Origin of the sequence: Aminobacter sp. MSH1 (assembly GCF_003071665.1) — a bacterium.
Lineage (GTDB): Bacteria > Pseudomonadota > Alphaproteobacteria > Rhizobiales > Rhizobiaceae > Aminobacter > Aminobacter niigataensis.
On the sequence record NZ_CP026265.1, the window covers coordinates 4,465,715 to 4,489,026 of the forward strand.

The 23,312-nt window shown below is 64.3% G+C and carries 18 protein-coding genes; 2 read left to right on the top strand and 16 right to left on the bottom strand.

Annotation, left to right across the window (positions count from 1 at the left end; genetic code table 11):
• Positions 1 to 124 precede the first annotated feature (124 nt).
• The gene (gene pepN / locus CO731_RS22050; RefSeq protein ID WP_108608817.1) at positions 125 to 2,770 is read left to right on the top strand and encodes an aminopeptidase N; all 2,646 of its coding nucleotides are present in this window, start codon (positions 125 to 127) and stop codon (positions 2,768 to 2,770) included.
• 255 nt (positions 2,771 to 3,025) lie between these two features.
• Complete coding sequence (locus CO731_RS22055; RefSeq protein ID WP_108608818.1) at positions 3,026 to 5,356, top strand: ATP-binding protein; 2,331 nt, start codon at positions 3,026 to 3,028, stop codon at positions 5,354 to 5,356.
• 42 nt (positions 5,357 to 5,398) lie between these two features.
• On the opposite strand, the gene CO731_RS22060 is transcribed toward CO731_RS22055, so the two are convergent.
• The 16 genes from CO731_RS22060 to CO731_RS22135 form a co-directional block, all read right to left on the bottom strand.
• Positions 5,399 to 5,848 (bottom strand): acid-shock protein, encoded by a 450-nt coding sequence (locus CO731_RS22060; RefSeq protein WP_108608819.1) that lies wholly within the window; start codon positions 5,846 to 5,848, stop codon positions 5,399 to 5,401.
• A 67-nt stretch (positions 5,849 to 5,915) separates the two neighbouring features.
• A complete protein-coding gene (locus tag CO731_RS22065) occupies positions 5,916 to 8,876 on the bottom strand; it encodes a bifunctional [glutamine synthetase] adenylyltransferase/[glutamine synthetase]-adenylyl-L-tyrosine phosphorylase (protein WP_108608820.1) in 2,961 nt (986 codons plus the stop codon).
• Positions 8,877 to 10,328: an ATP-binding protein gene (locus CO731_RS22070; protein WP_108608821.1), complete on the bottom strand. Its 1,452-nt coding sequence runs from the start codon at positions 10,326 to 10,328 to the stop codon at positions 8,877 to 8,879.
• Positions 10,328 to 11,002 carry a response regulator transcription factor gene (locus CO731_RS22075; RefSeq protein WP_108609987.1) on the bottom strand — a complete coding sequence of 225 codons (675 nt, stop codon included), beginning with the start codon at positions 11,000 to 11,002 and terminating at the stop codon, positions 10,328 to 10,330. The genes CO731_RS22070 and CO731_RS22075 overlap by 1 nt, the downstream gene beginning before the upstream one ends.
• A gap of 191 nt (positions 11,003 to 11,193) precedes the next feature.
• Positions 11,194 to 12,729 (bottom strand): Do family serine endopeptidase, encoded by a 1,536-nt coding sequence (locus tag CO731_RS22080; protein ID WP_108608822.1) that lies wholly within the window; start codon positions 12,727 to 12,729, stop codon positions 11,194 to 11,196.
• A 117-nt stretch (positions 12,730 to 12,846) separates the two neighbouring features.
• A complete protein-coding gene (locus tag CO731_RS22085; protein ID WP_108608823.1) occupies positions 12,847 to 13,314 on the bottom strand; it encodes a cytochrome c-type biogenesis protein in 468 nt (155 codons plus the stop codon).
• A complete protein-coding gene (locus tag CO731_RS22090; protein WP_108608824.1) occupies positions 13,311 to 15,293 on the bottom strand; it encodes a heme lyase CcmF/NrfE family subunit in 1,983 nt (660 codons plus the stop codon). The genes CO731_RS22085 and CO731_RS22090 overlap by 4 nt, the downstream gene beginning before the upstream one ends.
• Before the next feature lie 18 nt (positions 15,294 to 15,311).
• On the bottom strand, positions 15,312 to 15,752 hold the full coding sequence (gene ccmE, locus CO731_RS22095) for a cytochrome c maturation protein CcmE (protein ID WP_108608825.1): 441 nt from the start codon (positions 15,750 to 15,752) through the stop codon (positions 15,312 to 15,314).
• Between the two features lie 3 nt (positions 15,753 to 15,755).
• Positions 15,756 to 16,892 (bottom strand): c-type cytochrome biogenesis protein CcmI, encoded by a 1,137-nt coding sequence (gene ccmI, locus CO731_RS22100; protein ID WP_108608826.1) that lies wholly within the window; start codon positions 16,890 to 16,892, stop codon positions 15,756 to 15,758.
• A 97-nt stretch (positions 16,893 to 16,989) separates the two neighbouring features.
• Positions 16,990 to 17,436 carry a hypothetical protein gene (locus tag CO731_RS22105; RefSeq protein WP_245439463.1) on the bottom strand — a complete coding sequence of 149 codons (447 nt, stop codon included), beginning with the start codon at positions 17,434 to 17,436 and terminating at the stop codon, positions 16,990 to 16,992.
• 92 nt (positions 17,437 to 17,528) lie between these two features.
• Entirely contained in the window at positions 17,529 to 18,905 is a 1,377-nt protein-coding gene (locus tag CO731_RS22110; RefSeq protein ID WP_245439941.1) for an ATP-binding protein, read from the bottom strand.
• A 46-nt stretch (positions 18,906 to 18,951) separates the two neighbouring features.
• Positions 18,952 to 19,617 carry a response regulator transcription factor gene (locus CO731_RS22115; RefSeq protein ID WP_055978403.1) on the bottom strand — a complete coding sequence of 222 codons (666 nt, stop codon included), beginning with the start codon at positions 19,615 to 19,617 and terminating at the stop codon, positions 18,952 to 18,954.
• A 67-nt stretch (positions 19,618 to 19,684) separates the two neighbouring features.
• On the bottom strand, positions 19,685 to 19,981 hold the full coding sequence (locus CO731_RS22120; protein ID WP_108608829.1) for a hypothetical protein: 297 nt from the start codon (positions 19,979 to 19,981) through the stop codon (positions 19,685 to 19,687).
• 76 nt (positions 19,982 to 20,057) lie between these two features.
• Positions 20,058 to 20,270 carry a hypothetical protein gene (locus CO731_RS22125; protein WP_055978469.1) on the bottom strand — a complete coding sequence of 71 codons (213 nt, stop codon included), beginning with the start codon at positions 20,268 to 20,270 and terminating at the stop codon, positions 20,058 to 20,060.
• A gap of 33 nt (positions 20,271 to 20,303) precedes the next feature.
• A complete protein-coding gene (locus CO731_RS22130; RefSeq protein ID WP_108608830.1) occupies positions 20,304 to 22,730 on the bottom strand; it encodes a glycoside hydrolase TIM-barrel-like domain-containing protein in 2,427 nt (808 codons plus the stop codon).
• Complete coding sequence (locus CO731_RS22135) at positions 22,684 to 23,133, bottom strand: hypothetical protein (protein WP_159091678.1); 450 nt, start codon at positions 23,131 to 23,133, stop codon at positions 22,684 to 22,686. The genes CO731_RS22130 and CO731_RS22135 overlap by 47 nt, the downstream gene beginning before the upstream one ends.
• Positions 23,134 to 23,312: the final 179 nt, after the last annotated feature.

Sequence of the window (23,312 nt, forward strand, 5' to 3'; positions counted from 1 at the left end):
GCGCAGCAAATGTGCGGTCCCGAACAGTTTTGCCGAGGGGGCGTTTCGTGTAAAGAGCAGCGGCCGCATATTTGTTCTACCAGCATGCAGCCAGCGTTCGGACGTCGACAGGAAGGCCCACCACATGCGCACTGATACCGGACAGGTGTTTCGTCTCGAGGATTACCGGCCGAGCGACTACCTGATCCCCAGGACCGAACTCGACTTCCGCCTCGGCGCAGACAACACAAGGGTGGTGGCAAGGCTGACGATCGAGCGGCGCGCTGGCGTCGACAAGCCGGTGCAACTGGAACTCGACGGCGACGGGCTGACATTGCGCCGGATCGAAATCGACGGCGAGACGGTCGATGCCGCCAATTTCGACGCCACGCCCGAGCGGCTGGTCATCTACACCCCACCGGCCTCAGGGCACTTCACCTTGCTGATCGAGACCGAGCTTGCACCATCGCGCAACGAGGCGCTGATGGGCCTCTATCGCTCCAGCAAGGTCTATTGCACGCAGTGCGAGGCGGAGGGCTTCCGCCGCATCACCTATTTCCTCGATCGGCCCGACATCCTGTCGGTCTACACCGTGCGCATCGAGGCCGAGCGCGCCGAGGCGCCGCTACTGCTGGCCAACGGCAATCCGGTCGAGCATGGCGATCTCGCCAACGGCTGGCACTATGCGGTCTGGCACGACCCCTTCCCCAAGCCGTCCTACCTGTTCGCGCTGGTCGCCGGCGACCTCGGCTGCATCAAGGACCGCTTCGTCACGGCTTCGGGCCGAGAGGTCGAGCTCGGCATCTATGTCGAGCACGGCAAGGAGAACCAGGCCGGCTACGCCATGGATTCGCTGCGCCGATCGATGAAATGGGACGAAGAGGTGTTCGGCTGCGAATACGATCTCGACGTCTTCAACATCGTCGCCGTGTCCGATTTCAACATGGGCGCGATGGAGAACAAGGGTCTGAACATCTTCAACGACAAGTACGTGCTTGCCGACGAGGAGACCGCGACGGACGCCGACTTCGCCAATATCGAGGCGATCATCGCGCATGAATATTTCCACAATTGGACAGGCAACAGAATCACTTGCCGCGACTGGTTCCAGCTCTGCCTCAAGGAAGGCCTGACCGTCTTCCGCGACCACGAATTCTCCGCCGACCAGCGCTCGCGGCCGGTCAAGCGCATCGCCGAGGTGCGCACGCTGCGCGCCCACCAGTTCCCAGAGGACCAGGGGCCGCTGGCGCATCCGGTTCGCCCCAGGCGCTATCGCGAGATCAACAACTTCTACACGGCAACCGTCTACGAGAAGGGTTCGGAAGTGGTGCGGATGATCCGCACGGTGCTGGGCGCGGAGACCTTCCGCAAAGGCATGGACCTTTATTTCGAGCGCCATGACGGGGATGCCGCGACCATCGAGGACTTCCTCAAGGTGTTCGAGGACGTGTCGGGCCGCGACCTGTCGCAGTTCGCGCTTTGGTACCATCAGGCGGGTACGCCGAACCTCAGCGTGACGGCATCGCATAGCCCAGCCACGGCAGAATTCACCATCGAGATCGAGCAATCGGTGCCGCCGACACCGTCGGAAAGCCGCAAGCGGCTGATGCACATCCCGCTCGCCTTCGGCCTCGTCGGCGCCGACGGCAAGGACATGGCCTATGGCAGCGCCGAGGGTGCGACCGTCGAAAACGGCGTCATCCACGTCCGCAAGCGCAAGCATGTGGTGACCTTCTCCGGAGTGAGCGAACGGCCGGTGCTGTCGGTCAACCGCGGCTTTTCGGCACCGATCACGCTGACCGTCGAGCAGCGCCCGGAGGACCAGATCTTCCTCGCCTCGCACGACAGCGATGCGTTCTCGCGCTGGCAGGCATTCAACACGCTCCTGACCGACGCCACCATCGGTGCCTTCAAGGACATCCTCGGCGGCAAGCGGCCCGAGTTGAGCGCGGACCTGGCGGCATTGGCCGGACGCATCGCCGGCGACGGCTCGCTCGAACATGCCTTCCGGGCGCTGGCACTGGCCATGCCGGGCGAAGCCGACATTGCCCGCGATATCGGCAAGAACATCGACCCCGACGCCATCTTCACCGGGCGCGAGGCGCTGGCGCGCAAGATGGCGGAAGGCAACAGCGGAGTCTTTTCGCAGCTTTACGACGATTTGCGCATGTCGGGTCCGTTCTCGCCGGACGCCGCAAGTGCTGGCCGGCGAGCGCTGCGCAACACGCTGCTCGACTATCTCGCCATCCTGCCGGGCGGCGCCGCGCGCGCGGCAGCGCATTTCGCCTCGGCAACCAACATGACCGACCGTGCGGCCGCCCTTGCCGTGCTGGCGCATCGCCATGCCGGCTCGGAGGAGGCGAAGGAGGCGCTGGCCGAATTCGACAAGCGCTACCGCAGCGATCCGCTGGTCATGGACAAGTGGTTCATGATCCAGGCGACGGCCCCCGGCGCCGGCGCAGTCGATGCCGTCAAGGCGCTGACCGAGCACCCGGCCTTCTCGATTGCCAACCCCAACCGGGTGCGCTCGCTGATCGGCGGCTTTGCCAGCGCCAACCAGACCGGCTTCCACCGCGCCGACGGTGCCGGCTACACCTTCTTCGCGGAATCCGTACTGACGGTGGAAAAGCGCAATCCGCAGGTCGCCGCACGCCTCGCCACCGCGCTCAGGTCATGGCGTTCGCTCGAACCCAAGCGCCAGGCAAAGGCGCGTGCGGCCCTGCTCTCGATGCAAGCCAAGGAAGGGCTGTCGGCCGATCTGCGCGACATCATCGAACGCACGTTGGCCTGACAAGCGCCGAGAAATTCAGGCGAGGCCGATCTGACCTGAATTCGCTTCCCAGGGCAATGTTCCAGAACGCGGCGGCTCCCGAAACAGGGGCCGCCGTTTTGCTGCGCCGCTCATTCCGCTGACTTTTAGCCGAATTTTAATCTTTTTCCCACGCCCCACTGGACAAGGCGAATCAGCTTTGATTCTTTAGTGACGATTCGGAAGTTCGGTGTATGCCGGATCATCTACCAGGAAACGGGATTTGGGGAGCCAATTATGGCAAAGGCGGACGCGTGGGGCGCGCCCGATGAGACTGCTTTTGGCCGTCGCAGGCAGGCGCGTGGCGCTGGCCTGTCGGGCAATGCACGTCTTATCGCGGAGCCCGCGTACCGCCGGCTCCTTGCCGCCGAGCCGCTGCTTCGCCGCTCCATTCCGACGCTGATTGTCATCTTCCTGATCGTCGTTGCCGGTGCGCGCTTCCTGTCGATGATGGCCCTGCGCGACGATGTCGAACGCAACGCCAAGGCTATCCTGGCGCTTTCGGCCGGTGAGCTGGTCAACTCGCTGATGGCAGGCGCCACGACCGACGTGCCCTTCGCCGCCGCCAGCCATGACCTGCTCGAGCGCACGAGCCAGCAAGGCACGCTGAGCCGCAGCCATGTGATTGCGCTGACCGACGGGAATTTCCGCGTCGTCGCGGTCAGCCCGCAGTCGACCGGCTGGCAGGGCCAGTCACTCGACGCCATCATCTCGGGCGGGCAGCCACTGTTCATGTTCGGCGACCGCGCCGGCGTGATGGACATCCGCATCGGCGGCCAGGACTGGCTGGCAGCGGTCAGCCTCGCCGACGACAAGCGGGCGGCAGCGGCGGCCATGGTGCCGAAGGAGGCCGTGTTCGCCGACTGGCGCAAGACGGTGTCGCTCAACGTCGCGCTGTTCGTGATGACGGCCGGCATCCTGATCATCATCCTCTATGCCTATTTCAGCCAGGCGGCGCGCGCCCAGGCCGCCGACGGCATCTATCTCGAAGCGCATGAGCGCATCGATCTCGCCCTTGTCCGCGGCAAATGCGGGCTGTGGGATTGGGACATGGTTCGAGGCAAGATGTACTGGTCGGGCTCGATGTACCAGTTGCTCGGCTACGAGGCCTGCGAGGCGATGCTGTCGTTCGGCGAAGTGGCGCGCATCATCCACCCCGAAGACGGCGACCTGTTCGAACTGGCCAACCAGGTGGTGGCCCGCGAAGTCGACCATATCGACCGTGTCTTCCGCATGCGCCATGCCGATGGCCGCTGGGTGTGGATGCGCGCCCGCGCCCAGGTCGTCGACCCCGAAGCCCCCGAGATCCAGATGACCGGCATTGCCGTCGACATTACCGAGCAGCGGCATCTGGCGCTGCGCTCGGAGGCCGCGGACCAGCGGCTGCGGGCGGCGATCGAGAACATCACCGAATCCTTCGTGCTTTGGGACGCCAGCGACAGGCTGGTGATGTGCAATTCGAAATACCAGCACGACAACGGCCTGAGCGACCGTGACGTGCTGCCGGGTACGGCCCGCCAAGATCTCGAAGAGCGCATGGTCGCTTTCGTGTCAGAGCGGCGGCTGGCCAGCGCCAACGGCCCGCGTGCCGGCGCGTCCTATGAACGCCAGCTGGCGGACGGGCGCTGGCTGCAGGTCAACGAACTGACCACCCGCGACGGCGGCCTTGTGTCTGTCGGTTCCGACATCACCCAGATCAAGCAGCACCAGGACAAGCTAATGGAGAGCGAGCGCCGGCTGATGGCGACGATCCACGATCTCAGCCTGGCGCGTCGCTCCGAAGAGGAACGCTCGGGCGAACTGGTCGAGCTCAACCGCAAGTACATGAAGGAAACCGAGCGCGCCGAGGCGGCCAACCGCGCCAAGTCGGAATTCCTCGCCAACATGTCGCATGAACTTCGTACGCCGCTCAACGCGGTGATCGGTTTTTCGGAGCTGATGGAGGGACGGCTGTTCGGACCGCTCGGCTCGCCGCGCTACGAGGAATATGCCCGCGACATCAACTCCAGCGGCAAGTATCTCTTGGGTGTCATCAACGACATCCTCGACATGTCGAAGATCGAGGCCGGCCAGTTCTCGATGGATCGCGAAGAGATCGACCTCTGCCCGCTGATCCGCGAGACGGTCAGGGTCGTCTCGCTGCAGGCGGCGCAGAAATCGATTACCGTCGAGACACAGATCGCCGAGCAGATGACACTGTTCGCCGACCGCCGCGCCATCAAGCAGATCGTCATCAACCTGCTGTCCAACGCGGTGAAGTTCACCGGCCATGGCGGCCGCATCACGGTGCGGGCACGCAACGCCTCGGGCGCGCTGACACTGAGCATCGAAGACAATGGCTGCGGCATTCCCAAGCACGCGCTGGGCAAGCTCGGCCGTCCGTTCGAGCAGGTGCAGAACCAGTTCTCGAAGAACCACGAAGGTTCAGGCCTCGGCCTCGCCATTTCGCGCTCGCTGGCCGAGCTGCATGGCGGCGCGCTGAAAATCAGGTCCACCGAAGGCGTCGGAACGATCGTTTCGGTGCGCATACCGGTGCGCCGGATCGAGCGGCTGGCCAAGGCAGCCTGAGGCCACCCCGGAGGTCAAAGCCCCCGGGGCGGCAAGCCGGCGTTACTGCTGGTGACGCTTGCCATGCCCGTTGCGGGTCGGCATCTCGTCCTTGACGATCTTGCCGTCGTCGTTGCGATCCATCATCGCAAACATCTTCTTCTGGCGCGATTCGATCTCCGCCTTGGTCAGTTCGCCGTCGCCATTGGCATCGAACCGCTTGATGAGACGTTCGGCCATGCGCTCGGCGCGCATGCGCTGGATCTGGTCGGCCACCTCGGCGACGGTGATCTTGCCGTCCGCATTGCCGTCGGCGTCGACCAGCCGCTCGTTCATCGCCGCCGTGAACTCCTCGAAGGTGACGTCACCGCTCTTGTCGGCATCGGCCCGCTCGAAGCGCATCTGCGGCTTCATGCCCTGGCCGCGCGAGGGCTGCGCGGCGGCAAAGGCGGAGGTGCCGGCCGTGCCCGCGAGGGCGAGAAAGGCGATGGCGATCTTCGTTGACTTGCTCATGGGGTTTCTCCTGTTGCATCGACACCCCCGATGCTGATCGAAGCCCAAGCATGGCGTCCCACCGCCCTCACTTGCGCTTCGCACGAAGCAAACGGTCGAAGTGTGTCCTGACCGTTTGCGACGTCTCCTTGAGATGTGCCTCCAGCACGCCGAAATCGGGAAGGTCGGTTGCCGCAAGCAGCAGGTCCGACAGCCCCGGCGGAACATCGTTCCGCTCGAACGCACCGGTGAGGCACAGCCTCGTCATCTGTGTGATGGCCGAATAGAGCCCATAGGCTTCGACCAGGTCCTGCCGCACCTGCGCATCGGCAAAGCCGGGCGCGAGCCGGTGAAGCGTGTCGGCCGTGCCGGTGGCATGGCCCTCTCCTTCGATCCTGCCGGTCAGCACCGCCACCTGGGCGATGAATTCGAGGTCGATCAGCCCGCCGGACACAAGCTTGATGTCCCAGAGGTCGTGCGGCGGCTTTTCGTCCTCGATCATCTGACGCATGTCGCGCGCCTCGGCGGCAACCTTGGCGGTATCGCGCGGCAAGGCGATGATGGAGGCCACCTCGGCTTCGACCTCGGCGCACAACGAGGCGTTCCCGGCGATGGGCCGCGCGCGCGTCAGCGCCATGTGTTCCCAGGTCCAGGCTTCCTCGCGCTGGTATTTGCGGAAGGACGAGATGTGGGTCGCGACCGGCCCCTTGTTGCCCGAAGGGCGCAGCCGGAGATCCAGTTCGTAGAGCACACCTTCGGCGGTCGGCGCGGATACCGCCGCGATGAGGCGCTGGGTCATGCGGGCATAGTAGTGCGAGGGGGCAAGCGGCTTGTCGCCGTCGGATTCCTCGGCGTTCTCAAGGTGGTCGTAGAGCAGGATCAGGTCTACATCGGAACCGGCGGTCAGTTCGCGGCTGCCGAGCTTGCCCATGCCCAAGATCGCCACCCGGGCGCCTGCCACCTTGCCATGGCGGCGGGCGAACTCGGCCTCGACGGCTTCAAGGGCAGCACCCACGGTCAGGTCGGCGAGATCGGAGAAGGCCTTGCCGGCGCGTGCCGGATCGATCGCACCGGCCAGCAAACGGACGCCAATCAGGAACTTCTGTTCCGCGGCGAAGATGCGCAGGCGGTCGAGCACGTCCTCGTAGAGCCGGGTGCTTTCGAGGAATGCCGAGAGACGGGTCGCGAGATAGGCGCGGTTGGGCAGTTCGGACAGCAATGCGGGATCGAGCAGGCCGTCGAAGACGTGCGGCCGGCGCGTGATGATGGCGGCAAGCCGGGGGGCGGCACCCATGATGGTGGCGAGCAGCTTGAGCAGCGCCGGATTGGACTGGAGCAGCGAAAACAGCTGGATGCCTGCCGGCAGTCCTGCGAGGAACTCGTCGAAGCGCATCAGTGCCTCGTCGGCCCGGCGCGTCTTGCCGAAGGCTTCGAGCAGCGCCGGGGTGAGCTCAGTCAAGCGCTCGCGGGCTTCGGCCGACTGGGTGGCGCGATAGCGGCCGAAATGCCAGCTGCGGATGACACGGCAGATGTCCGACGGCCGCTGGAAGCCGAGCTGGCGCAGTGTGTGCAGCGTGTCGGGGTCGTCGACATCGCCGGTGAAGACGAGGTTGCCGATGCCGGCGGAAAGCTCGGGCGCGGCTTCGAACAGCGCCGCATAATGCCGCTCGACCTCCTGCAGCGAGGCGCGGAAGGTCCTGGAAAAGGCTTCTGCATCGGCAAAGCCGAGCATGTGGGCGATGCGCTCCAGCCCCTCGTCGTCCTCGGGCAGGGTATGGGTCTGTTCGTCGGCGACCATCTGGATGGCATGCTCGACGCGGCGGAGGAACCAGTACTGCCGTTCGAGGGCGTCGCGGGCTTCCATGGTGATCCAGCCACGCACGGCGAGCTGGTCGAGCATCGGCACGGTGGCGCGGCCACGCAGTTCGGGAAAGCGGCCGCCGGCAATCAGTTGCTGGGTCTGGACGAAGAACTCGATCTCGCGGATGCCGCCGCGGCCGAGCTTGACGTTGTGGCCTTTGACGGCGACCTCGCCGTGGCCCTTGTGGGCGTGGATCTGGCGCTTGATCGAGTGGACGTCGGCGATGGCCGCGTAGTCCATGTATTTGCGCCAGACATAGGGCTGCAGCTCCTTCAGGAAGGCTTCGCCGGCAGCGATATCGCCCGCCACCGGGCGCGCCTTGATCATCGCCGCCCGCTCCCAGTTCTGGCCGCGGCTTTCATAGTAGTGCAGTGCGGCCTGGACCGAGATCGCCAGCGGCGTCGATCCGGGATCGGGGCGCAGGCGCAGGTCGGTGCGGAAGACATAACCGTGCTCCGTACGGTCCTGCATGATGCGGACCAGGCGACGGGTCAGGCGCGCGAACAGCTCGGTCGCTTCGAGCGGGTCGATGATCGCCGGCGCCTCGGGATCGAAGAACACGACGAGATCGATGTCGGAGGAGAAGTTCAATTCGTGGGCGCCGAGCTTGCCCATGCCGAGCAGGATCCAGCCGGAACCGACAGTCGGGTTGTCGGGATCGGACAGCTTGAGCTTGCCCTGGTCATGCGCATCCCTGAGCAGGAAGTTCACCGCCGCACTGGTGCAAAGGTCGGCCAGCTCGCTCAGCCTGTGAACGCTGGCAGAGGCGGTTGCCTCGCCGGAGAGGTCGGCCAGTGCGATGAGGAAATGGGCCTCCGCCTTCAGCCGGCGCAGCCGCATCATCAGCGTGGCCTCCGTCACTCCCTCCTCACGGGGGGATGCCGCGATCGCTTCGCCGATTTCCTGAAGCCGCTGCTCGATCGACCGGTCAAACAACCGGTCGAGCATTTCGAGCTGACGCCTGGCACTGTGGCGCATGAACTCCGAAAGGTCGAAGACTGCGGCAAGCAACCCTTGGGCCGGGCCCTTGGCTTTCAGGAACGAGGCGAGCCGATCAAGGCCCTCCTCCTTGGCCAAGACGGCGAGTTCGGACAGTTCCCGCCAGGCACGTTCGGGATCGAGCGGTGCGATCTCGATCTTGGGCTCCAGCCGCCATTCGGTCGCTTTCTGTCTGGCAGCAGTTTTCATCTATTCGTCCTTCGGTCCGGGGAAACCCATCAGGACCGATAATCCGGGATTGCCGGGCAGGAGATCAAGCCGGCCATTGTGAAACTTCATCACGGCCTTGGCGAGACTGAGGCCAAGGCCGGAACCCGGCTGCGACCGGCTCTTTTCCAGCCTTACGAAGCGCTCGGTGGCGCGCTTGCGGTCGCCTTCGTCGGGGATGCCTTCGCCGTTGTCGGCGACCTGGACCCGGATTTCGTCGCCCTCGCGTCGCAAGGTGACATCGACATGAGGTTTTTCGACTGCGCCTGCGGAATACTTGATGGCGTTGTCGACGATGTTCGAAAGCGCCTGGGCGATCAGTTCACGATTGCCGCTGACGACAAAGTCGCCGTCGATCGTTGCTTCGAGGCCGACGCCCAGTTCTTCGGCGACAGGCTCGTAAAGTTCCACGACGTCCCGAACGACCGCAGCCAGGTCGACCTTGGCCACGGTTTCGGCGGAGTAGCCCGCCTCGAGCCGCGAAATCATCAGGATGGCGTTGAAGGTGCGGATAAGCTGGTCGGATTCGGCGATGGTGCCTTCCAGCGCCTCGCGATAATCGGCGCCGGTCTTCTTGCCCGACAATGCAGCTTCGGCGCGGTTGCGCAGGCGCGTCAGCGGCGTCTTGAGATCGTGGGCGATGTTGTCGGAGACCTGCTTCAGCCCGTCGTTGAGATGGGCGATGCGGGCCAGCATGGCGTTGAGGTTCTCGGACAGCCGGTCGAACTCGTCGCCAGCACCGGTGACCGGCAGGCGGCCGCTCAGGTCGCCCCCCATGATGCGCCGGCTGGCCTCGGAAACGCCGTCGATGTGCTTCAGCGCGCGGCGGCCGACGAAATACCAGATCAGCAAGCCGCCGAACCCCATCATGCCGAGCGCCAGCATCAGCGAGCGCTGGATGACGTCGCGGAAACGCTCGGGCTCGCCGAGGTCGCGGCCGACCAACAGGATCATCTGGTTGGGCAAGCGCAGGACCACGGCAATGGCATTGTGCCCGACTTCAGTGGCGGCTTCGGCTTCACCCTGCTCGGCAGCACCCTGGGAACGTCGGCCGGAGGCCTCGCCATAGCGCTCGTAGGAGAACGGCAGAGCGGTCCAGCCCTCGCGCTGCAGGACACCGGGCTGGATGCTCTGGACATTGCCCGAAAGGATGCGACCGTTGGGATCGGCCAGCAGATAGAGGTTTGCGCCCGGCTGGCGCGAGCGTTGCTCGACCACGCGCACAAGAACCGGGATACCGCCGCGCTGGTAGGCGCGGCCGAGGCCCTGCACTTCCTCGTTGATGGTTTCCTGCGACTGAGCCAACAGCATGCGCGCCGACAGCGACGTCATGTAGAAGACCAGGAGCACCGCACACAGGGCAAACAGCAACAAATAGAGCGCCGAAAGGCGCGCCGCCGTGGTTTTCATGATGGCCGGCAGCCTGAGCGCCATCAGCCGGCCTTGAGCATGTAGCCGGCGCCGCGGATAGTGTGCAGGATCGGCTTGTCGAAGCCCTTTTCGATCTTGCCGCGCAGCCGCGAGACATGGACGTCGATGACGTTGGTCTGCGGATCGAAATGATAGTCCCAGACGTTTTCGAGCAGCATCGTGCGCGTCACCACCTGGCCGGCGTGGCGCATCAGATATTCGAGCAGGCGGTATTCGCGCGGCTGCAGGGTGATTTCCTGCGAGGAGCGGCGGACCGAATGGGAGAGCCGGTCGAGTTCGAGATCGCCGACCCGGTAGACCGTCTCGGATTCGCGGGCCGGCGCACGACGGTTCAGTACCTCGACGCGGGCGAGCAGTTCGGAGAAGGCGTAGGGCTTAGTCAGGTAATCGTCGCCGCCGGCGCGCAGGCCGGTCACCCGGTCATCGACCTCGCCGAGAGCCGACAGGATCAGGACGGGGGTGGTATTGCCGCGCGAACGCAGACCGGCGATCACCGACAGGCCGTCGCGGCGGGGCAGCATGCGGTCGACGACCATGACGTCGTATTCGCCAGCGTCCGCAAGCGCGAAACCGGAATCGCCGTCACCCGCCACATGGGCAGTATGTCCGGCCTCGGCGAAAGCTTTCTGCAGATAATCCGCTGCCTCGCGGTCATCTTCGATGACGAGAATCTTCATGCCGCCGTTATAAACGATTTTGCCTGAGATCAGAGGCGCCATGTCGTACTCCTCTTGCATGCGAAAGCGGCAGCGGGCGATGGGAAGTCCGCTGCCGCCGGGGCCGGAACGAAGACTGACAAACTATCCGGCACCGTCAGCTCCCATCGAGCGGCTCGGGGGTGATGAAACCGCCCGACGGGAGAGACCGTTCAGCCCTGGCCGACAGGCAGGGCGACGAAGCGGTTGGTGTCTTCACGGCTGATCTGGAAGAGCACCGCCTTGCGGCCGGCTTTCGCCGCCTGCTCGATGGCAGCCGAGACGTCCGCCGGACCCTTGACCTCGACCGAGTTGACCGAGGTGATGACGTCGCCAGCCTGGATGCCGCGATCGGCGGCATCGCTGGACGGATCGACATCGGTGACCACGAGACCCTTGCCGTCCTCGGATGGCGTGACGGTCAGGCCGAGGTCTGCCAGCGAGGTCGGTTCGCCGGGTTCAGCCGACTGATCGGCAGAGGCCTGATTGTCGCCACCCGGAATCTCGCCGAGGCCGACCTTGACCGTTTCGGCCTTGCCATTGCGCCAGACCGTGATGTCGACCGACTTTCCGGGCGTGATGCCGGCGATCAGGCGCGACAGTTCCTTGGGCGAGGCAACATCCTGGCCGTCGACGCCGGTGATGATGTCGCCGGCAACGATGCCCGCCTTCTTGGCCGGGCCGGTGTCCTGGGCGCTTGCAACAAGGGCACCCTTCTCGCTCTTCAAGCCGAGGGACTCCGCGATGTCCGACGTGACCGGCTGGATTTCAACGCCGAGCCAGCCGCGCTGGACACTGCCGCTCTTCATCAGGTCCTGCACCACCTGCTTGGCGGTCGAGGCAGGAATGGCGAAGGCGATGCCGACATTGCCGCCAGAAGGCGAGAAGATGGCCGTGTTGATGCCGACGACTTCGCCATTGAGGTTGAAGGCGGGACCGCCCGAATTGCCGCGGTTGACCGCAGCGTCGATCTGCAGGAAGTCGTCATAAGGACCAGCGCCGATGTCACGGCCGCGGGCCGAGACGATACCGGCAGTGACGGTGCCGCCTAGGCCGAAGGGATTGCCGACAGCCACGACCCAGTCGCCGACCCGCACCTTCGCGTCATCGGCAAAGCCGACATAGGTGAACTTGGTGTCGGCTTCGACCTTGAGCACGGCCAGATCGGTGCGCGGGTCGGTGCCGATCAGCTTGGCGTCGTATTCCTTGCCGTCGTCGGTGACCACCGTATAGGCGCTGCCATCTTCGACAACGTGGTTGTTGGTGACGAGATAGCCGTCCTCGGAGATGAAGAAGCCCGACCCCTGGGCAACCGGACGCGGCTTCATCTGGCCACGATCACCACGGTTGGAGCGCGGAGCGCGGTTCTGGGTGCCATCTTCGCCAAACTGGCGGAAGAAGCGCTTCAGCGGATGATTGTCGGGAAGGTTGTCGAAACCCTGCTGGTCTGAGAAAGGCGAGTCGCCACGGTCCGATGCCGGTGCAATCTTGGCCTTGACCTGGACGCTGACGACAGCGGGGGAAACCTGCGAAACGACGTCGGCAAAGCCTGGCGCCTGAGGTGCCTCGACACGCACGGCTTCGGCGAAAACCGGTGCCGTTCCGCCTGCAACTGCGCCAATGCCGATCGCGCCAGCGAGGGCAACGGAAGCGGCGGCGGCCATGAAACGCTTGCGCGAACGCGAAAGGGAGGTGGGAGCGTTGCTCATAGTCTCTGATCCTCTTGAACGGGATGCCCTGGATTCGCATCCGATGGCTCAAGAGATAGAGAGGCTCACATTACGGCACCATTTCCGAAGCATGAAACTTTCGTAATGTTGGCCGTGTCAGACGTCCTTGCGCAGGATCGCGTCGAGCGCTTCCTGCTCGTCGTTGCTCAAGGCGGCCGGTTCCTGCCTGCGCCGCGAGCGCGCCGACAAGAAAACGAAAGCGCCGCCGCCGAGCAGCAGCAGCAGCGGCGTACCCCACAGCAAGGCGTTGCGCAGGTTGAACTGCGGCTTTAGCAGGACGAACTCGCCATAGCGCGAGACGATGTAGTCCATCACCTGTTCGTCGCTGTCGCCGGCGACCAGCCTCTCGCGCAAAAGCACGCGCAGGTCGGCGGCCAATTCGGCGTCGGATTCGTCGATGGACTGGTTCTGGCAGACCATGCAGCGCAACTCTTCCGACAGCAGGCGCGCGCGCGCCTCCAGCTTCGGATCGGCAAGCATCTCGCTGGGTTTCACCGCAAGCGCCGTCCCCGCGAAAAGGAAGGCGGCAAGGAAGCCTGCAATGGCCGGCAGTTTCGTCTTCATGTCACGACCGGGCTGGGTTTGAGCGACTTGCGCTTCGCCGGCGCACCGACGCGCAGCCGACGGTCCATCAGCGACACGAAGCCGCCCGCCATCATCACCAGCGTGCCGCCCCAGATCAAGGTCACCAGCGGCTTCCACCAGACACGCACGACCACCGCTCCGTCGTTGGCTTCATCGCCTAGCGAGATGTAGAGCTGGCTGAGCCACAACGTCTTGATGCCGGCCTCCGTCGTCGGCATCTGGCGGACAGGATAGAAGCGCTTGGCCGAGACGATCTCGGCAACCGGCTGTCCGGCAGGGCCAAGCAGCGAGAAACGCCCCTGGTCTTCGGTAAAATTGGGTCCGCGCACAGGCTGCAAGCCCTCGAAGCGGAGGCGGTGACTGGCGATCTCCAGCACCTGCCCGGGCTTCATGACGAGGATCGCCTCCTTCTCGAACGACAGGACCCCGACGATGCCGAGCAGGGTCAATCCAAGGCCGAGGTGAGCGAGCGCCGTACCGAACACCGATCGCGGCAGGCCGAGGAAGCGGCGCAGCGCGACCTTCGGCGCGACATTGCCAATGCCGGCCTTCAGCGAGAGGTCGGTCAGCGCTCCGAGTACCAGCCAGGCGGCAAGGCCCGCACCAAGCGCGGCGAAGACCGAGGCGCCGTCGATGAACAGGAAGGTGACGAGGACGACCAGAAGGGCAGCGCCGAAAGCAAACATCAGCCGTTGCGCCACCGCTGCAACGTCGCCGCGCTTCCAGGCGAGCAGCGGCCCGAACGGCACGAGCACAAGCAGCGGCATCATCAGCGGGCCAAAAGTGAGGTTGAAGAACGGCTCGCCGACCGAAATCTTCTCGCCGAACAGCGCCTCGACCACCAGCGGATAGAGCGTGCCGATCAGCACGGTAGCAGTGGCCGTGGTCAGGAACAGGTTGTTGAGCACCAGCGCGCCTTCGCGCGAGATGGGATGGAAGATGCCGCCGGCCGTCAGCGAGGACGCGCGCAGCGCAAACAGCGCCAGGGAGCCACCGATGAACACGGTCAGGATGCCGAGGATGAACACGCCTCGGCTTGGATCGCTGGCAAAGGCATGCACCGAGGTCAGCACGCCCGAGCGTACCAGGAAGGTGCCGAGCAGCGACAGCGAGAATGTCAGGATGGCAAGGAGCAGCGTCCAGATCTTCAGCGCCGAGCGCTTTTCCATGACGATGGCCGAATGCAACAGCGCGGTTCCGGCGAGCCAGGGCATGAAAGAGGCGTTCTCGACCGGATCCCAGAACCAGAAGCCACCCCAGCCGAGTTCGTAATAAGCCCAGTAGGAGCCCATGGCGATGCCACCGGTGAGGAACACCCAGGCGGCCAGCGTCCACGGGCGTACCCAGCGCGCCCATGCAGCGTCGATGCGCCCCTCGATCAGCGCTGCCACGGCGAAGGAAAAACAGACCGAAAAGCCGACATAGCCGAGATAAAGCAGCGGCGGATGCACGGCGAGGCCGATGTCCTGGAGGATCGGATTGAGATCCTTGCCTTCGATCGGCGCCGGGATCAGTCGGGTGAAAGGATTCGACGTGATCAGGATGAAGAGCAGGAAAGCCGTGCCGATCCAGCCCTGGACGGCGAGCACATTTGCCCGAAGCGTGGCCGGAAGATTGCTGCCGAAGGCCGCAACCAACGCACCGAAGAAGCTGAGGATCATCACCCAAAGCAACATCGAGCCTTCGTGATTGCCCCATGTGCCGGTGAATTTGTAGATCATCGGCTTGAGCGAATGCGAATTCTCCCAGACGTTGACGAGCGAAAAGTCGGACTGGACATAGGCCAGCGTCAGGACCGTGAAGGAAAGCGCGATCATGGCGAAACCGGTGACGGTCACGGGACCGCCGACCGCCATCAGCTTCGCGTCGCCCTTGTAGGCTCCGTAGAGCGGCACCAGCGACTGCACCAGCGACAAGACGAGCGCCAGGACAAGCGCGAAGTGACCCATTTCGACCATGTCAGCACCGTCCGCCGTTCATTGCGTGCTTTCCTGCCAGACGCCCTTTTCCTTCAGGCTGTCGGCGACTTCCTTGGGCATGTAATTCTCATCGTGCTTTGCCAGCACGCTGTCGGCGACAAACACGCCGTCCGATCCAAAGCTACCCTCGGTGATCACGCCCTGACCTTCCCGAAACAGATCGGGCAGAAGGCCAGTGTAGCGCACTTTGACCGTTTCTTCGGAATCGGTGACCCCGAACGCAACTTCGGTGCCCTGGCCGCGAACGATGGTGCCATTCTCGACGAGACCGCCGAGACGAATGCGCTGGCCTGGCTCGAGGGTCGCCGCCTGCAGGTCGGCGGGCATGTAGAAATAGGATGCCTTCTGGCCGAGCGCATAAAAGGTAAGCGCGGTCGCCGCGCCGAGAAAGGCCAGCGCACCAGCGATGACCGACAGGCGTTTCTGTTTGCGCGTCATGGGCTACTCCGTGACCTTCAGGCCAAGCGAGCCGGCCAGTTCGGTGAGCTTGCGGCCATCCTCGCTGTCGCGGCCAAGCGCTTCGTAGGCACGCCCCAGCGCTTCCTGGGCCAGTTCGGTCTTGCCGAGCACCTGATAGGAACGCACGAGCCGCAGCCAGCCTTCCGGATCGCGCGGGTTCTGGCGCAGCTTCTCGTCCAAGGTCGCAACCATGCCTTCGATCATCGCCGTGCGATCGCCCGACGACATGGAGGCTGCAGCATCGATGTCGCTCTGGTTCGGCCCGGGAGCACCCGCCGCTTGGTTAGCCGGGGCGCCAGGCGCTTCTGCCTGGGCAACGGCCTGTTCGGCTACTGAACGCCATGGCGAATCCGCCGGCAAGCTCTCGGCCAGCTGACGCCAGGCGATGGCCGCCTCGGCAACCTTGCCCTCTTGGGCCAGAGCCAGGCCCAGGAAATAGCGGGCCTTTGGATTGGCAGGCTCGAGCTTGAGTGCGGCTTCGAAGGCAACGCTGGCCTCAGAAGTGACGATGCCGCCCGAAACGCCGGCGATTGCCTCGCCAAGACCCGACTGACGTGCGGCGGTGGAGCCTTCGAGGCGGATCGCATTGCGATAGGCGGTGACGGCGTCGTCGGCCCGGCCCATGCGCTGGTAAATCGGTGCCAGAACGTCCCATCCTCGGCCATCCGATGGGTTGGCGATCAGATGCGCCTCGGCACGGGCAATCAGTTCGTCGACCGAACTGTCGGCCGGCTTCTGCTCGAGACGTGCCTTCAAGGGCTGCGACGGCACATCCGGTGAGCCGATCGCCGTGTAGATGCTCCAGGTCAGCACAGGAATCGCCAGCACGGCGACAACGCCGACCAGCCGCGGCGCAAGCGGCGATGCGCTTTTCGCCTTCGACCCGCTTTCCGCATCGAGTTTGATAATACGGCGCGCAATCTCGGCGCGTGCCTGCTCGGCTTCGGAGGGCGCGATCAGCCCGCGCGCGGCATCCTTGTCGAGTTCGGTCAGTTGATCGCGATAGACTTCAAGGTCGTGGCTGGTGTCGGCTTCGCCTTCGGCCTGTCGCGCCAAGGGCAACAGAACCGCAAGGCTCGCACCAAGTGTCAATACAGCGGCTATGACCCAGAACAGCATGGCACCTAAATAGCTAGCAGCCTCCATGCTGCCAACATCTCCGTCCTGCGGCTTATTGACGGCGGGCGCCGTTGCCAAAGCAACAACGCGTGACAATTCAGGTCAGAGGCGTCCAGCTGCCATCCGCGTTGCGGCAGGCCGTACCGCGAGCAACCAGCGGCGTGCCTGTCGTGAACACGGTCTGCGAATACTGGCGGCAGTCCTGCGATCCGACCCGATACGGCTGCGCGGCGACGACTTCGCCGGAACGGGACCCGCCTTTCCAGGCAACGCCCTGTCCGCCCTGGCCGTATTCCAGTGCGCGGTACTCGGCCTCGAGCGCCTTGCGCCGGTCACCATCGCTCAGGCCATTGCCGATCGAACCACCGATCAAGCCGCCATCCATCGCGTTGATGATGCGCGCTGCAACCTTGCCGTTGGAAGCCCCGCTATCGCCGCCGCCGAGCGCCGGCACGATTCCGCCGCCGCTGCTCAAACCGGAGGTCGTGCATCCGGAGCCGGCAAGCAGTCCCGCAACCAGTGCCACCCGAAGTCTCATGCTCATCACCGGTTCCGAATTTGCTTCCGCTTACAAGGGCTTGGCGCCGCGTTAGATTGCATCTTTGGCCGAAATGGGGCCGATTCGGCCAGCCATTTCTATTGCACGCCGCGTAACTCGACGACGGCCTTCAATCCGCCCATCGCCGATCGCTCCAATCGAAGCGCCCCGCCATACTCCTTGACCAGATCTGCGACGATAGCGAGACCGAGGCCGGTGCCCGGTTTTGTCTCGTCGAGACGCTTGCCGCGCTGCATCGCTTCGCGCGCCTTGTCCTCAGGAATTCCCGGGCCGTCGTCCTCGATCTGGAGCAAAAAGCGCGGCGGTTCTTCGCCGACAGCTGCTACCGGCTCCACCGAAACCTTGACGGCACTGTGCGCCCATTTCATCGCGTTTTCGAGCAAATTGCCGACAACCTCCTCGAGATCCTCCCGTTCTCCGGCGAAGACCACTTCAGTTTCCGGCAAGGTCAAGGTGATCCTGGTGCCACGGGTCAGCTTTTCCATCACCCGAACCATGCGCTGCAACAGCGGTGCGACGGGAGTTCGGTAGACGACACTCTCGCGTTGCGCGGCGACCCGTGCCCGCTGGAGATAATGGTCGATCTGCTTTTGCATCGCCGTCGCATGGTCGGCGATGAGTTGTCCCTTGGCACCGCCAAGCGCACGCCCCTCGTTGAGCATCACCGCAAGCGGTGTTTTCAGAGAATGCGCCAGGTTGCCGACCTGGGTTCGCGATCGCTCGACGATGCGGCGGTTGTTTTCGATCAGCGCATTGGTCTCGTTGGCGAGCGGCTGGATTTCGGCCGGGAAACGTCCGGTCAGGCGTTGCGCCGTGCCCTCGCGGACCATGGCCAGCGCGTTGCGCACCCGCGTCAACGGCTGCAGTCCGAGCAGGATCGCTATCGCGTTGATCGCGATCATGCCGAAGCCGAACAGCGACAGATAGGTGAAGAGACGCCACTCGAAGCCTCTGATCTCGTCCTCGAGTTCCGTGCGGTTGCCCATCACGCGAAAGCGCGCGATGCGGTTTTGCGAATCCAGCACGAACTCGGTCTCGAAGACCTCCAGTTCCTCGCCGACGATGCCATCGACCCGGTAGTGGCGTTGAAACTCGGCATTGAACGGGACGTCATCGACGCTCGGCGACGCCACCGGTTCGGTCATCGACGACGAGCGCAGTTGCCCGACAAGTCCCTTGGAAACCGGCTCGACCGACCAGTACCAGCCCGATTCCGGTTCCGAGAACCTAAGGTCGCCGAGATCGGGGCCTCCGGTGAGCGTGCCGCTGTCGGACACGCCGACAGAGCCGATGAGATTGAAGAGATGCGCCGACAGCAGACTGTCGAAACCGCGTTCGCTGGTCTGTCGGTAGAGCGAGCTTATGACCGTGAAGATCAGCGCAAACGCCAGGATCGCCCACACCGTCGAAAAAGCGATGACGCGGAATGCCAGCGAACGCGGGCCGAGGCCCAGCACGTAACGCTTCCAGCGACCCAGTCGTTTGCGAAGCTGTTCCGCCTTACGCCTCCGGCTCGCGCATGCGGTAGCCCATGCCGCGGACGGTTTCGATCATATCGATGCCCATCTTCTTGCGGAGGCGACCGACGAACACCTCGATCGTGTTGGAATCCCTGTCGAAGTCCTGGTCGTAGAGGTGCTCGACCAGTTCGGTGCGGGAAACCACCTCGCCCATATGGTGCATGAGATAGGCGAGCAAGCGAAACTCGTGCGAGGTCAGCTTCAGCGGCACGCCGTTGACGTCGGCCTTGGACGCCTTGGTGTCGAGCCTGACCGGGCCGCACGACAGTTCCGAGGAGGCGTGACCGGCTGCGCGACGTATCAACGCCCTCACCCGCGCCAGAACTTCCTCGATGTGGAACGGCTTTGTGACGTAATCGTCAGCTCCGGCGTCGATGCCGGCGACCTTGTCGCTCCAGCGGTCACGCGCCGTCAGCATCAGCACCGGCATCTTGCGCCCTTCGCGGCGCCAGCGTTCGACAACGCTGATGCCGTCCATCTGCGGCAGGCCGATGTCCAGCACGATCGCGTCGTAGGGTTCGGTGTCGCCAAGAAAATGCCCCTCCTCGCCGTCAAAGGCCTTGTCAACGACATAGCCGGCGTCGGTCAGCGCCTCGGAGATCTGGCGGTTCAGGTCCTTGTCATCTTCAACGACGAGTATGCGCATGCGATTTTGCGACCAGTGGAACGATGGCAGAAGATATAGGCGATTCCGGGCGAGCGGGAAATCCGGACTAGTTGGCCGGCACAACGACCTCGACGCGGCGCGGACGCTGGCCATCCTTTGCAGGAACCAGCACGACGATCACGCAGACCGACTGCCCGCCCTGATTGGATTCGGAAGCGCGCGCCAAGGTGCCGCCATGTTGGTCGGCCACCTGCTGGCCGATCGAATAGCAATCTGCGGCCGCCACCAGGATCTCGCCGCCTTCCAACGTGCGCAGGGGCGCGGCGTTCGCCGACACGGCGAAAAGGCCGGCGGCGCTGAGCGCTGCAATCGTTGGCCGGAATATGGAGCGAAGCGTTTTCATGTCGAGGTTTCTAATACGCCAGTGCTGAACGTGGAATGAACGATGAATTCATGCAATCGACGCCATTGCAAGTCTGCTAGCCTTTGCCGATGCGTTGCTTGGCCGCCAACCTGCCGAAGATCGCAACCAGCCCCGAAAGAGCAGTGATCGCCTGCAGGATGGTATCGGTCAACGCGGAGTTGTCGATGCCGTCGAGCGGCAACCCGGCAAGCCCGGCCCCGCCTACCAGCATGGTCACCACCGAGGCCCAGATCGTTCGCGAGAGATACCAGGGTTTCAGGTTCAACATGTTCGATCCTTTCAGCTGAATGACCCACCCGCCTCAGGCGAGCGAAAACCGTCTTGTGACAGGAAGGCCCGGGCCTGCGGCGACGCTCAACTGGCGCACCGTGATGTCGACCGCCGGCGGCGGGACGCCGAAATCGGCAACGATGTCCGCCGCAGCGTAGATCCAGGCCGGCGTCGAGACGGTGGCCGAGCGGAGCACGCCACCGCCTGTGGCCGATACCTCGACGCGATATTCCTCCCGCTCCTCGCCGAGCGGAATGTCGCTAGCTTCCCAACTGTCGGCGTCGATACGTCCACGCCTGATCCACCACAGCGAAAGATCGCCGGCTCCCGCCCGCCTTCCCCTGAGGTGAACGGGAGAAAATGGCATCAGCGCGCGCTTGCCTCCTGTTTCGCTTGATGCAGAGAAGCTGGCGCTGGAGAAATCTGCACCCAGCGGACCGACGCGCCAGTTGAGCTGCAAACCGGCCTCGCCGGCCAACAGACCGGAAGGCACCACCCCTTCGTCGAGGACGACCAGGTCTGCGCCAACAGCAGCGCCGGCGGCAGCGGCATCGCCGGTCCCAAACTGCCCGCGCAACAGCCCGCGCAATCGCCAAATCTCCGGTGCAATTTCCTCGGCACTTTCGAATTGCAGCACTTCCCAGGCGCCCCCGGCAGACCGCACAGCGACGAGGTTCGCGCCGTTGAGAAGCTGCAGCCGGCTGACACTCGCCAGCTCGCCTCCGTAAAGCTCAACGGTCAGAGCTGCCGCGCGGTCGATCCTGCCTTCCTTTCCAGGCGCCAGCATCGCCGTGAGCACGCCCATGTCGGCACGGCGACCGACCGACCCGCGCAACGCAAAGCCGGTCTCCTCCGGTGAAACGAACAGCGCCTGGCTCATCCAGGGCGTTTGCGTCACCGCGACGCGAAATTGCAGGTGCGGATTTGCCGTGCTGCCATCCATCATCGGAAGATCGAGAAATACGGCGTGGGGCTGTCCCGCAACAACCGGGGCGGTGGCTGCAACGCCAGGATTCGATGAACGCCAGGGCGCCGGCACCGATCGCGCCATCTGCCGTGCGGCAACCTTGCGAACCAACCCCTGTTCGATCTCGGTCACGAGGAATTCAGACGTGCTGCCGGAGGCAGGAAGCTTGATGATCGTGCCGGGCACGATATCCGCCCGTGGCTCGGCCAGGGCGAAGCTGACACGTTCGCGCTCTTGCCAGGTCCGCCGCATCCAGTCGTCGGCAAGCATGCGCGCCTGCCCGGCTTCCAGCACGCCAGGAAATGACAGGCCGTGCTGGCGACTGCCCACCGCGGCAAATCTCGTGCTCCTGACCGAAGCCGATTGATAGTCGGCAACCGGGTCGCGGAAACTGAGGATCGCCTCCGCCGGCAGATCGTGATCGGGGCTGCGTGCGGTCTCGGCCACGGCGTTCTCGCCGTCAAACGCGAGGTCGGTCAGTTCGATTGCGGCGATGTTCGAGGCTGTCGTCCGCTTGAATGCCAGTCCGCCCGGTTGCTGGCTCGCGGAAAGGCCAAACAAGTCGACCAGCGGTTCGAGCGCACCCCGCGCCGACGCCGGGTCGGCGATCACATAGCCGGTGACCGTTCCCTCGACGCCATCCACATTGGCCGGCGGCAGTCCATGATCGCGCAGGATGGCGTTGATGAGATCGGCAACCGTCGGGCTGCCAAAACGGCCGTTCAGCCAATGGCCGCGATGCCAGCCGGCGCCATCGGACCAGACTCGCGACTGCAGTGGGAAGACCGGATAGGGACGCGCGTCCCACGCCCAAACGTAGCTGCGCGCCACATCGACCATGCGGCCGCCATATACCGGCGACAGCGGATTGTACGCCCCGTTGAAGCCGGCTGACGCCGGATCCCAATGCGCGGCGTGCGCTTCGAGCAGGCGGCGCTGTGCAATGTCCGACCGGCCGCCGTTCGAAAAGTATGGCGTTCCGTTCTCGGACGATTTGACGTCCGGAAACATGTTGGGCTGGTTCGGCCCCTTGTCGATCGCCGGGCATCCAAGCTCATCGCACCAGGCAGCTTGAAACTGCGGCCCACGCAGGCTGTCGGGGTCCTCCGAGGAGAAAATCTGTGCCACGGCGCCGCTGTCCCAGACCAGCCTCTTGCGGCTCGGCTCGAAACGCGGCCTGTCATGACGCGAAATCGTTGCGATGCCAGACGGTCCTTCGATCATCACCTCTCGCACGTCGGCAAGGGTCTCTCCGACCAAGGCTATCGGCGAATGCCGCCTGGATGCGAAAGGCGAGAACCCACGCACCATGGAATTGACCCACTCGGCCCCCAGCCGGGTCTTGCCGGCGCCACGCCCGCCCACCACCAGCCACGTCGCCGGCTCGGCTTCGAGCAGATATTGCTGGATTCGCGCCGACCGATACCACTCTCTTGCGATCAGGCTACCTTGGCGCCAGTTCAGATTCGTTTGCGCAAAGCACTCTTGCATAGTCTCTGGCAAGTTCGACGATGCGTCGGTCGATCCTTGCGAGCACATCTGCCATTTCTGCATCTCGCTCCGTCTGGCTCATTTTCGCTGCCTCGCCTCCCCGCATCAATTCGTTGATCTTCTCGACCGTCCTGATGATCGAGCCGACCATGTCGACCTGCGCCTTGTCGAAACCGCCTTCGTTTTCCGGCTGCAGGGCTTCTGCCTGCGCGATCAACGAATCTGCCAACCGGGCCAACCGGTCGGCGAAGTCGTCGGCGGCAATCCAGCCATCTCGCGCGGCACGTCTTTCTATCTTGGCCACGGCATAGCCGCTTGCCACCGACAATAGCTCGACGTCCGGCGTCGCGCCCTCATGGAGCGCGCGCAGCGCCCGCCATCGCTCGTCCGCTCTCGCGACCAACGAAACCTCCAGCATCATGATTGGGAGAACCGCCTGGCCGTGCTGCCCGTTTTGGCTGCACTTCTTTGACGATAGCCGGACACTATCAAAGCACCGTCACGGTGTCAAGAATATATTCCTATCGAGGTGCATTTTCCTGTTCCGCAGGCTGCTTGCCGCCCCCCTCTTGTCGCGGCGTC

Bases quoted from the DNA above. Each gene is read 5' to 3' on its own strand.
- pepN (WP_108608817.1), top strand. From the start codon at position 125: ATGCGCACTGATACCGGACAGGTGTTTCGTCTCGAGGATTACCGGCCG.
- CO731_RS22055 (WP_108608818.1), top strand. From the start codon at position 3,026: ATGGCAAAGGCGGACGCGTGGGGCGCGCCCGATGAGACTGCTTTTGGC.
- CO731_RS22060 (WP_108608819.1), bottom strand. From the start codon at position 5,848: ATGAGCAAGTCAACGAAGATCGCCATCGCCTTTCTCGCCCTCGCGGGC.
- CO731_RS22065 (WP_108608820.1), bottom strand. From the start codon at position 8,876: ATGAAAACTGCTGCCAGACAGAAAGCGACCGAATGGCGGCTGGAGCCC.
- CO731_RS22070 (WP_108608821.1), bottom strand. From the start codon at position 10,328: ATGGCGCTCAGGCTGCCGGCCATCATGAAAACCACGGCGGCGCGCCTT.
- CO731_RS22075 (WP_108609987.1), bottom strand. From the start codon at position 11,002: ATGAAGATTCTCGTCATCGAAGATGACCGCGAGGCAGCGGATTATCTG.
- CO731_RS22080 (WP_108608822.1), bottom strand. From the start codon at position 12,729: ATGAGCAACGCTCCCACCTCCCTTTCGCGTTCGCGCAAGCGTTTCATG.
- CO731_RS22085 (WP_108608823.1), bottom strand. From the start codon at position 13,314: ATGAAGACGAAACTGCCGGCCATTGCAGGCTTCCTTGCCGCCTTCCTT.
- CO731_RS22090 (WP_108608824.1), bottom strand. From the start codon at position 15,293: ATGGTCGAAATGGGTCACTTCGCGCTTGTCCTGGCGCTCGTCTTGTCG.
- ccmE (WP_108608825.1), bottom strand. From the start codon at position 15,752: ATGACGCGCAAACAGAAACGCCTGTCGGTCATCGCTGGTGCGCTGGCC.
- ccmI (WP_108608826.1), bottom strand. From the start codon at position 16,892: ATGCTGTTCTGGGTCATAGCCGCTGTATTGACACTTGGTGCGAGCCTT.
- CO731_RS22105 (WP_245439463.1), bottom strand. From the start codon at position 17,436: ATGAGCATGAGACTTCGGGTGGCACTGGTTGCGGGACTGCTTGCCGGC.
- CO731_RS22115 (WP_055978403.1), bottom strand. From the start codon at position 19,617: ATGCGCATACTCGTCGTTGAAGATGACAAGGACCTGAACCGCCAGATC.
- CO731_RS22120 (WP_108608829.1), bottom strand. From the start codon at position 19,981: ATGAAAACGCTTCGCTCCATATTCCGGCCAACGATTGCAGCGCTCAGC.
- CO731_RS22125 (WP_055978469.1), bottom strand. From the start codon at position 20,270: ATGTTGAACCTGAAACCCTGGTATCTCTCGCGAACGATCTGGGCCTCG.
- CO731_RS22130 (WP_108608830.1), bottom strand. From the start codon at position 22,730: ATGCAAGAGTGCTTTGCGCAAACGAATCTGAACTGGCGCCAAGGTAGC.